11 protein-coding genes and 1 pseudogene are annotated in these 13,531 nt (G+C 69.4%); 2 read left to right on the top strand and 10 right to left on the bottom strand.

Going from position 1 to position 13,531, the window contains the following annotated elements; all coding sequences use genetic code 11:
- Nucleotide 1: 1 nt before the first annotated feature.
- Together A6A06_RS14920 and A6A06_RS14915 are read right to left on the bottom strand one after the other, a co-directional pair.
- Entirely contained in the window at nucleotides 2-658 is a 657-nt protein-coding gene (locus A6A06_RS14920; protein ID WP_073761673.1) for a response regulator transcription factor, read from the bottom strand.
- Complete coding sequence (locus A6A06_RS14915) at nucleotides 649-1,785, bottom strand: sensor histidine kinase (protein ID WP_242440736.1); 1,137 nt, start codon at nucleotides 1,783-1,785, stop codon at nucleotides 649-651. The genes A6A06_RS14920 and A6A06_RS14915 overlap by 10 nt, the downstream gene beginning before the upstream one ends.
- Nucleotides 1,786-1,893: 108 nt before the next feature.
- Between A6A06_RS14915 and A6A06_RS14910 the strand changes: the two genes are divergently transcribed.
- Nucleotides 1,894-2,520, top strand: coding sequence for a DedA family protein (locus tag A6A06_RS14910; protein WP_073761671.1), 627 nt, complete (start codon nucleotides 1,894-1,896; stop codon nucleotides 2,518-2,520).
- Here the strand turns inward: A6A06_RS14910 and A6A06_RS14905 are convergent.
- From A6A06_RS14905 to A6A06_RS14895, 3 genes and pseudogenes are all read right to left on the bottom strand, one after another.
- Nucleotides 2,486-3,304, bottom strand: coding sequence for an HAD family hydrolase (locus A6A06_RS14905; protein WP_073761670.1), 819 nt, complete (start codon nucleotides 3,302-3,304; stop codon nucleotides 2,486-2,488). The two genes, A6A06_RS14910 and A6A06_RS14905, sit on opposite strands and share 35 nt — an antisense overlap.
- Nucleotides 3,301-5,913, bottom strand: a pseudogene (locus A6A06_RS14900) (phosphoribosyltransferase). The gene A6A06_RS14905 and the pseudogene A6A06_RS14900 overlap by 4 nt, the downstream one beginning before the upstream one ends.
- Before the next feature lie 72 nt (nucleotides 5,914-5,985).
- Nucleotides 5,986-7,158, bottom strand: coding sequence for an HpcH/HpaI aldolase/citrate lyase family protein (locus A6A06_RS14895; protein ID WP_073761669.1), 1,173 nt, complete (start codon nucleotides 7,156-7,158; stop codon nucleotides 5,986-5,988).
- A gap of 219 nt (nucleotides 7,159-7,377) precedes the next feature.
- On the opposite strand from A6A06_RS14895, the gene A6A06_RS14890 reads away from it, so the two are divergent.
- Complete coding sequence (locus tag A6A06_RS14890; RefSeq protein ID WP_073761668.1) at nucleotides 7,378-8,583, top strand: TerD family protein; 1,206 nt, start codon at nucleotides 7,378-7,380, stop codon at nucleotides 8,581-8,583.
- A gap of 515 nt (nucleotides 8,584-9,098) precedes the next feature.
- Here the strand turns inward: A6A06_RS14890 and A6A06_RS14885 are convergent.
- The 5 genes from A6A06_RS14885 to A6A06_RS14865 form a co-directional block, all read right to left on the bottom strand.
- Nucleotides 9,099-9,836, bottom strand: a complete 738-nt coding sequence (locus A6A06_RS14885) for a TerD family protein (protein ID WP_073762164.1) — start codon at nucleotides 9,834-9,836, stop codon at nucleotides 9,099-9,101.
- A 303-nt stretch (nucleotides 9,837-10,139) separates the two neighbouring features.
- Nucleotides 10,140-11,321, bottom strand: a complete 1,182-nt coding sequence (locus tag A6A06_RS14880; RefSeq protein ID WP_073761667.1) for a DUF475 domain-containing protein — start codon at nucleotides 11,319-11,321, stop codon at nucleotides 10,140-10,142.
- Nucleotides 11,322-11,375: 54 nt separating this feature from the next.
- Nucleotides 11,376-11,951 carry a TerD family protein gene (locus A6A06_RS14875; protein ID WP_073762163.1) on the bottom strand — a complete coding sequence of 192 codons (576 nt, stop codon included), beginning with the start codon at nucleotides 11,949-11,951 and terminating at the stop codon, nucleotides 11,376-11,378.
- 260 nt (nucleotides 11,952-12,211) lie between these two features.
- The gene (locus tag A6A06_RS14870; protein WP_030023139.1) at nucleotides 12,212-12,787 is read right to left on the bottom strand and encodes a TerD family protein; all 576 of its coding nucleotides are present in this window, start codon (nucleotides 12,785-12,787) and stop codon (nucleotides 12,212-12,214) included.
- A gap of 198 nt (nucleotides 12,788-12,985) precedes the next feature.
- The gene (locus tag A6A06_RS14865; protein WP_073761666.1) at nucleotides 12,986-13,444 is read right to left on the bottom strand and encodes a peroxiredoxin; all 459 of its coding nucleotides are present in this window, start codon (nucleotides 13,442-13,444) and stop codon (nucleotides 12,986-12,988) included.
- Nucleotides 13,445-13,531: the final 87 nt, after the last annotated feature.

Below are 13,531 nucleotides of genomic sequence, written 5' to 3'. Positions count from 1 at the left end.
CTCAGGTCCCCAGATAACGCAGTACGGCCAGAACGCGGCGAGAGTAGCCCGAAGTGTTGGTCAGACCGAGCTTGTCGAAGATCGCGTTGGTGTGCTTCTCCACCGCGCTCTGGGAAATGTGCAGCCTCCCGGCGATGGCGGCGTTGGTGTGCCCTTCGGCCATGTGGGCGAGGACCTCACGCTCACGTGCCGTGAGCGAGTTCAGCGGGTCGGTGCGGCTGCTCCGGGAGAACAGGACACGTACGACCTCCGAGTCGAAGGCCGCCTTGCCGGAACCGACCCGTTCCAGCGCGTCCAGGAACTCGTCGACCTGTACGACTCTGTCCTTGAGCAGGTAGCCGACCCCCTCGCTGTCCTCGGTCAGCAACTCGGTGGCGTACCGCCGCTCGACGTACTGCGACAGGACGAGCACACCGACATCCGGCCAGCGCTCACGGATCTGCACCGCCGCCCGCAGCCCTTCGTCCGTGTGCGTGGGCGGCATCCGTACGTCCACGACCACGACGTCGGGCCGCTGCTCCGCCGGCGCGCGCTCCAGCACCGTCATCAGTTCGGCGGCGTCTGCGACGGCAGCCGTCACCTCGTGGTCCTCCTCCGTCAGCAGTCGCACCAGTCCCTCCCTCAGCAAGGTCGAATCGTCGGCAAGTACTACGCGCACGGCAGCTCCGCGGTGATCGTGGTGGGTCCGCCGACCGGGCTGTCCACCCGCAACCGGCCGTCCATGGCGGCGACCCTGCGGGCCAGCCCGAACAGACCGCTTCCCGAGGCGTCCGCACCACCCCAGCCGTCGTCCTGGATCCGAACGGACAAGATGTTCTCATCGCGGTCGACGGTGACGGTTATCCCTACCGCGCAGGAGTGCTTGACTGCGTTGGTCACCGCCTCGGATACGACGAAATAGGCGACGGTCGCCACGGCTGCCCCGGGCTCACCGGGGAAGTTGTAGGTGAGCCGGACAGGGACCGCGGAGCGCTCCGCGACGGTTTCCAGAGCGGCCCGCAGCCCCGCCTCGTCCAGCACCGTCGGATAGACGCGCCAGGCGACTTCGCGCAGCTCGGTCAGTGCCTGGCGGCTTTCCGCATGGGCCTGCCGCAGCAGGTCGACCGCGTGGTCCTGGTCCTTGCTGCGCAGTGCGCGGCCGAGCAGCATCCCGAGGGCCACCAGCCTCTGCTGGACACCGTCGTGCAGGTCGCGCTCGATGCGACGGCGTTCGTCGTTGACCGCGGCGACGACCCCGGCCCGGCTGGAGGCCAGTTCCGCGACCCGGCGTTTCAGCTCCTTCTCGTGCGTGGGGCCGAGGAAGTGGCGTGCCAACCGGGCTTCCAGCGCCGCCACCCCGAACACCGACTGCAGGCTGAGAAAGAACAGGAACAAGGCGCCCACTCCGGTCTCCGCGACATCGACCGGATGCTCGACGCGGGTGAACGCCCATACCGTCGACGCCCACAGGACGACGGTCGCTCCCAGGAGCGCGGTGAACACCACGACAGCGCCCAGGGAGCCCAAGATCCAGCGGACGGCGAGGTATTTGAGCGCCCGCTCGTTGTCGTATCTGTACGCGAAATCGGCCCCGCCGTACCGCAGGCGGCGGCGCGCGGACTCGATGAGCCACCGTGCCACGGCCATCACCGGCTCCAGCACCTTGCGTCTCCCGCGCGGCCACACGAAAACACAGAGCAGCGCGAGCCCCGAGAGCACGATGAACGGCACCTCGACCGCTACCGTGCCCGCGCCGACCAACAACCCGACCGTGAGGCGCATCCCGCGCCGTGCCATCCCCCGCATGATCGGAACGCTAGTGGCTGCGCCGACGCCACCGCACTGCGGAAAACCGCAGTGTTCCGTGTGGTTTTCCGCAATGTGGCGGACCGCGGGAATTTCTAACGTCGAAGCATGAACGGAAACGCGGAAACCAGCTGGATCACCGGCCTCATGGACACCCTCGGCGCGCCCGGCGCAGGCTTGGCCATCGCCGCCGAGAATCTCTTCCCGCCCCTGCCGAGCGAGCTGATTCTGCCCCTGGCGGGCTTCGCGGCGGGACAGGGCCGGATGTCCCTGTACTCCGCGCTCGCGTGGACGACGCTCGGCTCGGTGCTCGGCGCACTGGCGCTCTACGGCGTGGGCGCGCTGCTCGGCCGGGACCGCATGCTCGCCATCGCCGCCAAGCTGCCGCTGGTCAAGGTCTCCGACGTCGAGAAGACAGAGCGCTGGTTCCAACGGCACGGCAACAAGGCGGTGTTCTTCGGGCGGATGGTGCCGATCTTCCGCAGCCTGATATCCGTCCCGGCCGGCATCGAGCGGATGCCGATACCGGCCTTTCTCGTTCTGACCACACTCGGCAGCCTGATCTGGAATTCGATCTTCGTTCTCGCCGGCTACGCGCTCGGCGAGAACTGGGAGGAAGTGACCGGCTATGTGGACGCGTACTCGAAGGTGGTGCTGGTGGCCGCCGCCCTGGCGGTCCTGGCGTTCCTCGTCGTACGGCTCAACAAGAGCGGACGGGGACAGCACCGCGGGTGAAGGCCCGCAGGATCTCCTCGCCCGCCACGGCTCCGCGCTCGTTCAGCGCGGTGACATGCGGGGCGCTCCACCCGGAGTCCGCCAATTCGCCATGGCCGGGGCGCCATCCATGGTCCGCGGCCAGCAGGAGATCGGCATCCAGCAGCGAGTCACCGGCGGCGAGCACCTGCGAGGCACCGGCCCGCCGGGCGACCTCGGCCACGGCTGCGCTCTTGGTGAGCGGTTTCGGCACCACGTAGACCTTCCGGCCCTGGAGCGAGACGGTCCAGCCGCGGGCATCCGCCCATTCGGCGAGTTCCTTGACCCAGGTCTGCGGCAGCAGCGAGCGTTCGACGACGAGGTAGGCGAAAAGGTCCTCGGCGACGCGTTCCTTGAGCAGCCATGCCGGGTCGGCGGTGCGCAGCAGGTGCGTACGGACCTCGTCGAGCGAGGCGCACTCCGCGCTCAGCCGGGCGGCGACGGTGCGCTGCCAGTCCCGGTCGGACTCTCCGTCGACGAGCAGATGCCCGCCGTTCGCGCAGATCGCGAACTGCGGGGCGCGGCCCGGCAGGTGGATGCGTCCGTACTGCTCGCGGGTGCGCGTGGTCGTGGGGACGAACGTGGTGGCGTCGGCGAGTCCGGCGAGCAGGTCCGCCGCCGTCTCCGTCATGTAGGAGAGCGGTCTGTGTTCGTAGATCTCGACGCAGAGCAGGCGCGGCGCTTCGGCGTCGGGCATGGCCAGGTCCAGTGCGGCGGCCGAATAGATGAGGGTGCGGTCCAGGTCGCTGGCGACGATCGTGCTCACGGCGCGGTCACCGCCTTGCCGTCCGCACCCGTCGCGCCCCGCGTGTAGCGGGGATGGATCAAGCCGACACAGGTGTAGGGGAGTTCGTCGACCTCTTCGACGGGTACGCCCCGCTGTTCAGCCAGGAGACGCACATGATCGAGGTCCGTTCCGGCGCCGCGCCGGGCAAGAATCTTCCAGGGGACGCGCCGGAGCAGCACCCGCGTGGTCTCGCCGACACCGGGCTTGACGAGGTTGACGTCGTGGATGCCGTACGTTTCGCTGATCCGCTCGACCGCGGACCAGCCCGCCCACGTGGGCGCCCGGTCGGCCGCGGCCAGGTCCTTCACGTCGGCGGCGACCTGTTCGGCGACCTCGTCGAAGCGCGCGGCGACCGTGTCGACGAACACCCGCGACAGATCGGCCGCCGCGAGGTCGCGGTAGAACTTGCCGCCGTGGAAGTCGTCGGGCCCCACGAGGTCGTCGCGGAGCACGGTGCGCGAGATCAGGCCCGACACCGTCGAGTTGAGGCACGCGGAGGGAATGAGGAAGTCGTCGCGGGTGCCATAGGTGTCCACGCAGCCGCCGGGGTCGGCGAGCACGGCGATCCGCGGGTCGAAGCCGGGGAAGTCGCCCAGCGCCTCGGCCAGTTCCCGGGTGATGGCGCCCTTGCCCGTCCAGCCGTCGACGAAGACGACGTCCGCCGGATCGTGGTGGGCGGCGAGCCAGCGCAGTGCGGTGGTGTCGATGCCGCGGCCGCGCACGATCGAGACAGCGTAGTGCGGCAGGTCCAGCCCGTCGGCGTGCAGCGCCCAGCGGCGCATCAGAACGCCCACCGGGGTGCCGGCGCGCGCCAGCGAGACGAGTACGGGGCGGGGCGAGCGTTCGGCGATGACGGTTTCCGTGACAGCGCCGACCGCACGCGCGATGCGTCCGGCGGAGGCCTCCAGGGCGCTGTGGAAGAGCGCCTGGTAGTGCTCGCTCGGCTGGTATTCGACGGGCAGCGACTCGGCATAGTGTGCGCCACCGGCCTGTATCGCTTCCTCGCGCTCCTCGGTCGGCGCTTCGAGGGTGATCGAGGACAGGTCCTGGAGCAGCCAGCCGACCTCGTCGGGGGCGTAGGAGGAGAAGGCGGGGCCGCGCAGCGGCTCGGGGAGAGACATCGGTCAGACCTGTCGTCGCGTGGCGGGAGGCGTGGGCTTCGGGTCGGGCTCCGGCGCCTGCGGCAGCGTGTACGCCGGTGTGTACGAGGGGATGACGGCGAGCAGCAGCCGGTCAGTGTGGGCGGCGAGCCGGCCCAGCAGGCCGTGGGGGCCGTGGAGCTGCGGGGTGTCGCCGTGCGAGTCGGTGACGGCCACGATCGCGTCGAAGCGCCGCTCCGGGTCCGAGCCGGGAGCGACGTTGTACGCGTACCGCTCTCCCGGACCGTCGGCCGGCTGATCGTGCGCGGGGAAGGCCAACCGGGTGCGGATGGCGTAGCCCGGGTCGTCCACGGCGAGGACCGGCGAGCGGGTGGTGGTCGAGAAATACACCTCGGCCGGTGTGGAGTCGTCCAGGGCTCCGGCGAGGCGCAGCGGCGCGTACATCAGCTCTTCGTTGCCGAGGACCAGTACCCGGCGCGCGCCGGTGAGTCCGTCGGCGAGCCGGGCCGCCATGCCGGGAAGCGCGGCCTCCAGGCGGTGCCGGTGGACGGGAGTGAAACCGTGCCGCCCACCGTCGGGCACGGCCTCCGGCCAGCCGAGATCGACGCGTACGGCTTGTACGGGACCGCCCGCGGTCACTTCACCGCCCGCGGTCACAGAGCCGTCCGAGGCAACAGAATCGCTCTCGACCACAGAACCGTCCATGGCAACAGAACCGTCCGTGGCAGCAGAACCACCCGGTGTCGCGTCCGCGTCCTGGTGGGCGGCTACGAGGGCCTGGCCGCGTTCGAGTACGTCGGCCGGGAGTTGAACGCCTCCGGCGGCGAGGGATATGAGGTCGACCCGTGCGCCGAGGTCCGCGGCGAACTTCTCCAGGTGGCCGCGGTCCGCGTCCGAGCGCATGTCGACCAGGGCGACGACGACGTACCGCTCGCGGGGGAAGCGGGCGTGCAGCGCCTTGATGGTGTTCAGGACCGTACGGCCGGTGGAGAACTCGTCGTCGACGAGGACGAGGGGGCCGTCGCCGGCCAGCAGCGCCGGGTCCTCCGGAAGGAGCAGGTGCGAGGTCGCGTGGCTGTGCTCCTCCTCGAAGCCGCCCGCCTGCTCGACCCCCGCGACCGGACGCCGTGTGGAGTGCAGATAGGGCGCGAGGGCCAGCCCGTCGGCCACGCTGTGCCCCAGTCCGGTGGCGGTCTCGGCGTATCCCAGGACGACGGCTCGCGCCGCCAGGGTGTCACCGAGCAGTTCACGGACCCGGCGTCCCAGCCCGAAGCCCGCGCCGTGGACCGTGTCCGGCCGCTGCGGCACGTGCTTTCCGAGCACGTTCGACACGAGCAGATGAGCCCGCTTGGGATTGCGCCGCAGCGCCAGTCCCAGCAGCCGGGGAAGCTCCGCCCCGCCGCTCAGCGAGACACCGAGCCGCTGAGCGACCCACTCTCCCGTCCACACCACTGTGCCCGTCTCCTTCGTCTCTTCCGCCGTCGTCATCGTCCGTTGCTTCCTGGGCGTCCTCGGCCCGGTGGGGCGGTAACCGCCGAATCTCCTGAACCGCTCGCCGTCTCAGGTGTGCGGAAGGCTGGCCGTCAGCAGTTCCACGAAGCCGACGCCCTCGCGGGCGACACCGAACGCGTCGGCGCGCAGCAGGGTCCGTTCGGCCCAGGCGCGGTGCGGCTTGATCTCGTTCATCTTGTTCGTGTACGCGGAGCGCAGTACGCCGCCGGCGCCCCGCTCGGGCCGCAGGATGTCCACGGCGTCGCTGAACTCCTCGTGGCTGACGACCGAGAGCGCGTGCACCGGCGCCACGTGCGAGGGGTGGATGCAGGTCTTGCCCTGCAGGCCGTTGGCGCGGTCGAGTTCGATCTCGCGCAGCAGACCGTCCATGTCGTGTTCGATCAAGGCCGTCCGGAGTTCCTCAGCCCGGCCCAGGAAGGGGCTCTGCCGCAGCTGCGGCTTGAACATCCGCTCGTGCAGACGGAAGTACTCCCACACCGGGCCGGTGACGGTGAATCCGGTGCCGTCAGCCCGGCCCAGCACGTTGACCACGTCGGCGATCACCGACGCGACGATCTGCACGTCGTACGCGGTCATGTCGGGGGCGCGGCGCAGGCCGTAGGCCGAGCAGAAGTCCGTGACACCAAGCCGCAGCGCCAGTATCCGTTCACGGTATTTGTCCACCGTGCGCGCGATGCCGCGCAGTGTCTCGCCGCGGCTCTCCAGGTGGAGCAGATCGGGAGATTCGAGCACCGGCATCGCGAAGAGCCGCCGGCCGCATTCGGCCTCCGCGCCGGTCAGCGCCTCCAGGAACGGAACGCCTCGATCCTCGGTGAACTTGGGCAGTACGAATCCGGACAACAGCCGAACGTCACGGCCCAGTCGGCGCGCCAGATCCGGTATCTGTGCGGCCGCACGGACCCGGATGAACAGCAGTGGGAGGTCCGTACCGTTTTCGTCCTCTTCGGCGAGGTCCGCGAACTGCCGTACGAGATTCTCCTCGCCGGCGGCCACGTCCGCGTCGCTGATCGAGTCCTCCAGGCACAGCACCATGGACACGACCCCGCGGCCGGCCTGCTTGACGATGTCCTCGGCGAGCCGCGGACGGGTGGCCGGGCTGTAGAGCGTCGCGCCGAGGGCGATCGAGAGCGTACTGGGCGGGGAGTCGGCGGTGAACTCGACCGGCTCCTGGTGGAACAAAGCGTTCCGGATATCGGGCGCAAGGTGCCCAAAATGACGCATAGAACTCCCCGTGAGCAGGCGGGGCCGGGGCCACCCCGCGGCGACTCGCTGTCTGGATCCGGCCGGTAATCGTACGTGTGGCCACGACAGGAAAGTTCCCGGCCGTGTGAAAAGCACGTAACCCGCACACGACGGCCAGGTGGCGCGAACACCGGACAGGCCACGCCGGGAAGGCCCCCGCGTTGTCCCCCCGACCTCCGGGAAGGCAGGATTGCGGACATGACGCACGCGATGCTGAAAGGGTCGAACGTACCCCTCGACACCACGGCGGTCCGGGCCGTACTGCGCTGGGCCCCCGGCGCGGGAGTGCCCGATGTCGATGCCTCGGCCCTGCTCCTGGGTGCCGACGGACGCGTGCGTTCCGATGCGGACTTCGTCTTCTACAACCAGCCCCGGCACCCCAGCGGCCTGGTGCGGCACCTGCCGAAGATGCAGCTGGCCGACGGGCTGGCGGACACGATCGAGGCGGACCTGTCCACTCTCGAAGCGTCGGTGGACCGTGTCATGCTCACCGCATCGGCGGACGGCGGAACCTTCGCGCACGTACGGGATCTGCGCGTACTGCTGTATGACGCCTCCGCCTCGGACGACGAGCCGGTCGCGGTCTTCGACGTGGTGCCGGAGACGGGCCGGGAGACGGCCCTGATCTGCGGCGAGTTGTACCGGCGCGGCGATCGGTGGAAGTTCCGTGCGCTGGGGCAGGGGTACGAGAACGGGCTGATCGGCCTGGCCACCGAGTTCGGGATCTCGGTGGAGGAGGACGAGTCGGCGGCTTCCGAAGCCGGTACGGCTTCGTCCGCGCCGTCCGCCGCCACCGCTTCACCGGACGGCTCCGGCGAGGCGGAAGCGCTTTCGCCGGCCGCGGCCCCCGAGGCCGCGACGCAGCACCTCCCCGACCCGGACCCGGCATCGGCAGCGGTCTCCGCCCCGGCCCCGGCTCCGACCTCACCCCCGGCGCAGACCCCGGCCTCGCCCCCGGCTTCAGCCCAGGCCCCCGCGTCGCAAGCGGAACCGGACTCCTTCCCGCTGTCGCCGCCCACCGCCGCGCCCGCGACGGCACCGCCCGCGCCTGCGCCGCACGCGGGCGCGCAGGCCCCTGCGTTCCCGCCTCCGGCGCAGCCCACCGGCGGGGGCTACGGCTATCCGCAGAACGCTCCGAACTTCCCGCCGCCTCCCACCCAGCCCCCGGCCCAGCCCGCGTATGGGTACCCCGGGCCCATGCCGCAACAGCCGCAGCCTTCGTACGGGTATCCGCAGCAGCCGCAGCAGCCCCAGCACCAGCCGTATCCGACGGGGCCCATGGCCCCGTCCTTCCCGGCGCCCCCGGCCTACGGCTATCCGCAGCAGCCCCCCGGCCACAGCGGCCCGGCACTGGAGCCGAACTTCGCCCTCCCGCCGCAGGGACCACAGTTCCAGCACCGCTGACCGGGCCGGCACCCTCGGCACCGCAGCACCACCGACCGGACCAGCACCCTCGGCACCGCAGCCCGGCGACCCCGCGGGCCCTCGGCCCGGCGACCCCGCGAACCCTCAGGCCAGCAGTCCGGCAGCCCAACAGGCCAGCAGGCCCTCAGCCCGACAGGCCAGCAGTCCGGCAGTCCCGCAAACCCGCGGCCCCCCAACCCGACAGCCCCGCAACCCAGCAGGTCCTCAACCCCGCAGAACCTCAGCCCCGCGCCCCCGCAGACCCCCAAACCCACAGGCTCCCAAACCCACAGGCCCTCAGCCCCGCGCCCCCGCACCCCCTCAGCCCCGCGCTCCCGCAGCCACCGTCGCAGCGGGGGCCGGGCGGCGGGAGCCGGGAGCCGAGCGGCGGGCGACGGGCGACGGGCAGCGAACGGCAGGCGGCAGGCGGCAGGCGGCAGAAACCGGGCAGCGGACGGCAGGCGGCGGGCAGCGGACGGCGGACGGCGGACGGCGGACCGTCTATCCGTCCCCCCTCACACCTTCGACTTGTACCCCCGCCCCCACTGCAGGCCCCAGCCGTACAAGCGGTCCAGTTCGGACTGGAAGCCGTAGACGTACTTCACCTCGCGGCGGACGGTCAGATCGCCCTTGTTGTTCTCCAGCATGAAGATGGCGCAGGAACGGGCCTGTGGCGCGCGTTCGTCGAGGCCGATCTCCACGCGGGGGCCGCTGCTCGGGTAGAGCGTCACGACGGCGTGGGTGCGGTCGAACGCCGGTGTGCCGTCGTAGATGTAGACGAAGATCAGCAGGCGCTTGATCTCGTCGCGGTGGTCGAGGTTGATGTAGAGCGTCTCTCCGGAGGGCGAGCCGAAGCGGTCGTCGCCGCTGAGCTTCACGTACGGCGCGGCGTTGATGTCTCCGAGGAAGTTGCCGAGGGGCTGCACCACGCCCTTCGTGCCGTCCTTGAGCTCGTACAGGCAGGCCAGGTCCAGGTCGATCTTGACGACCGCCGGCCCCTGCGCCTGCACCACATCCGGTTTGAACATCTTGCCCGGGTTGCGCAACAGGCTCCCGCCGCGCTGCGATCCGCGCATCCCGATGTCGGTCGTGCGCATCTGCCACGACAGGTTGACCCGCAGGTGCCCGGAGGCCGCGCCCTGCTTCGTCAGCGAGACGACCGGGTTGCGCTTGGTCAGCTCGACCACATACGACGCACCACCGGCTTCGAACTTCGGCGCCCCGCCCCGACGCCAGTTGTCCAAGAACGACACCTTGCCCCACCCCATCGATCCATCGATCCGACCCGGAGACCGCCCGCCCCGATGGCCCGACGGCCCGACAGCCCACCTACTGCTGCCCTCGCTTGCCCCTTCTGCCCCGCTTCTGGCTGCTTCTGGCTGTTCCTGCTGTCCTGGCTGCCCCCGTTCCGGTTCCTACTGTTTCGATTCCTACTGTTCCGGTTCCTGCTGTCCCGACTGTCCCGGTCGCCCCGTACCCCGGTACGGCCGCGGGGCGGCCATGGAGTGAGCACTCCATGGCCGCCCCGCTGAGAGCGTTCCTCAATCAGACCCTCGTCACACTCCGGAGGCAACTTCCGACTTTGCCGCGGAGTCTTCCCCCGGCTTGCCTTCCTGTCGGTTCTTGCGCACGGACGACCAGAACGACAGCGCGATCAGGACAATTCCGACCAGGCCGGTGATGACCTCGTTGATCTCGTACTTGATCGTGGCCAGCAGGATGACGGCCAGCGCGCCGATGGCGTAGTGCGCGCCGTGCTCCAGGTAGACGTAGTCGTCCAGGGTTCCCTTGCGGACCAGGTAGACCGTCAGCGAACGGATGTACATCGCGCCGATGCCCAGGCCCAGCGCCATCTCGAAGATGTCGTTGGTGATGGCGAAGGCGCCGATGACACCGTCGAAGGAGAACGACGCGTCGATGACCTCCAGGTAGAGGAACAGGAAGAACGCGGCCTTGCCCGCGAGCCCCACACCCGAGACGGAGCCGCGCTTGGACGCCGCACCGTTCGAACCGGCTTCCTGGGCCGCCACGGCCGCCTTCTCGGACGGGTCGCCCTCGGCCGCCTCGCCCTCGGCTTCCTCGGCCTCCTCCAGCTTGTCCTCGAAGTAGCCGGAGATGCCGCCCACGATCAGGTACGTGAGCAGGCCGGCGACGCCGGCCAGGAGCACCGTCGCGCTCTTGTCACCACCGCCGTGCGCGACGTCGGTGGCCACCGTCATCGCACCGACGAGCAGGACCACGAGAGCGACGATGACGGACAGCATGTCCAGCTTGCCCATTTTGGCCAGCGGGCGTTCCAGCCAGCTCAGCCACTTGTGCTCGCGCTCCTCGAAGATGAAGTCGAGGAAGATCATGAGCAGGAACATGCCACCGAAGGCCGCGATGGCCGGGTGGGCCGCCGTGACCAGATGCTCGTACTGCACCTTGTCGTTGATCGCCAGGTCGACGGCCTCGATCGGCCCCATGTTCGCGGTGACCGCGACGATGACGACCGGGAAGACCAGACGCATACCGAAGACGGCGATGAGAATGCCGACAGTCAGAAAAATTTTCTGCCAGAAAGCGTTCATCTTGCGCAGAATTCCGGCATTGATGACCGCGTTGTCGAACGAGACCGAGATCTCCAGGATGGACAGGATGCCGACGATCGCTAGCCCCTGCCACCCCCAGAGGACGCCGGCCAAGGCCAGGCCGGCCGCCGTGACGGCAAACGACCAGCCAAAGGTTCTCAGGAGCACTGCCTAACCCAATCCCTCGCTGTGTGGGGTCCCCCGCGCGCAGTGCGCGGCGCTTTACGAAACGTTGACCCCGAAGTCTAGAGCGATGCCGCGCAACCCCGACGCGTACCCCTGGCCCACCGCGCGGAACTTCCATTCACCGCTGTACCGGTAGACCTCACCGAAGATCATCGCGGTTTCGCTGGAGGCGTCCTCGCTGAGGTCGTATCGGGCCAGCTCACTGCCGTCCGCCTGATTGACCACCCGGATGAAGGCATTGCTGACCTGGCCGAAGCTCTGGCCGCGCAGGTCCGCTTCGTGGATCGAGACCGGAAAAACGATCTTGTCGACGTCTTCGGGGACCGTACCGAGGTCGACAAGAATCGATTCGTCGTCCCCTTCGCCCTCACCGGTGAGGTTGTCGCCGGTGTGCTCGACCGAGCCGTCCGGGCTCTTGAGATTGTTGTAGAAGACGAAGTACTCGTCGCCGAGCACCCGCCCTGACCTGCACAGCAGCGCACTGGCGTCCAAGTCGAACGGCGCGCCTGTGGTCGAGCGCGCGTCCCAGCCGAGGCCGACCATGACCTGCGTGAGATTCGGAGCGGCCTTGGAGAGGGAGACGTTGCCTCCCTTTGCGAGCGTGACGCCCATGGTGTTCGCATCCTCCCCGGTGACGGTGGTGCCGCGGTTCCCCGCGACTTTCATACGGGTTCGTACATGACCGGTACGAGGCGGACACGGCCCCTGATACGACACCTTTACGGCGCACGCGTGGACTCCGCGCGGCCCGCATACGCCGCAGTCCAGGGCCCGTGTCCCGTACAGCCTGCGTACGGGCTTCAAGCGCGCCCGGCGCCGTACTCCCCGGGCAGGGGGGTACGGCGCCGGACGTGGAAGGGTTACGGCTCGGGTCAGACGTTGACGCCGAAGTCCTGCGCGATGCCGCGCAGGCCCGACGCGTAGCCCTGACCGATGGCCCGGAACTTCCACTCCGCACCGTTGCGGTACAGCTCGCCGAAGACCATGGCGGTCTCGGTCGAGGCGTCCTCGCTCAGGTCGTAGCGGGCGAGCTCGTTGCCGTCGGCCTGGTTGACGACGCGGATGTAGGCGTTGCGGACCTGGCCGAAGCTCTGCTGGCGGTTCTCGGCGTCGTAGATGGACACCGGGAACACGATCTTGGCGACATCGGCGGGCACGCCGGCGAGGTTCACCTTGATGGCCTCGTCGTCGCCCTCGCCCTCACCGGTGGTGTTGTCACCGGTGTGCTCGACCGAGCCGTCCGGGCTCTTCAGGTTGTTGAAGAACACGAAGTTCTGGTCGTTGGCGACCTTGCCCTGGTCGTTGGTCAGCAGCGCGCTGGCGTCCAGGTCGAAGTCCGTACCGGTGGTGGTACGGGCGTCCCAGCCCAGACCGACGAGCACTGCGGTCAGATTGGGGGCTTCCTTCGTCAGCGAGACGTTTCCGCCCTTGCTGAGGCTGACTCCCACGAGTCCTCCTTAGGTTCGAGGGGTACGTATTGCTTTGCGCCCCCATCGTGCATGGCATCAGATCAACGTTTTGATCCTAGTGACCGGTTCCCACCGATTACAGGTACCGGTACGGACACCGCGCCGATGTCGCGGCGGCAGCCGCTCACAGCGGCCCGGCGGCCGGAAGAAGCAGGTCCGGGCATCGGCGCCCAGGGATCAGAGGGAGCCGAGCGCCTTGAGGTAGTCGTTGAGGTCACGGGCGTCGGGCAGGCCGTTGACGACCGTCCAGCGCACCACGCCCTCCTTGTCGATGATGAAGGTCCCGCGCACCGCGCAGCCCTTCTCCTCGTCGAAGACGCCGTACGCCCGCGATGCCTCGCCGTGCGGCCAGAAGTCCGACAGCAGCGGGTACTCCAGGCCCTCCTGCTCGGCGAAGACGCGCAGCGAGAAGGGCGAGTCGTTGGAGACGGCCAGCAGCTGCACGTCGTCGTTGACGAACTTCGGCAGCTCGTCGCGCAGGGCGCACAGCTCGCCGGTGCACACGCCGGTGAAGGCAAAGGGGTAGAAGAGGAGGACGACGGCCTTCTCGCCGCGGAAGTCGGAGAGCTTGACCAGCTCGCCGTGCTGGTTCTTCAGCTCGAACTCCGGAGCCTTCGTACCGACCTCGATCGCCATGGGGACCGTTCCCTTCGCAGACGCCGTGTGCGGACGCCTCAGCAGTGCCCGGCACCGTCACCGGCGTGCGGCGCGGGGCACCGCCGG

Origin of the sequence: Streptomyces sp. CB02923 (genome assembly GCF_001905005.1) — a bacterium.
GTDB lineage: Bacteria > Actinomycetota > Actinomycetes > Streptomycetales > Streptomycetaceae > Streptomyces.
Note: the sequence above shows the minus strand (reverse complement) of the source record. Positions and strands in the feature narration are given on the sequence as shown.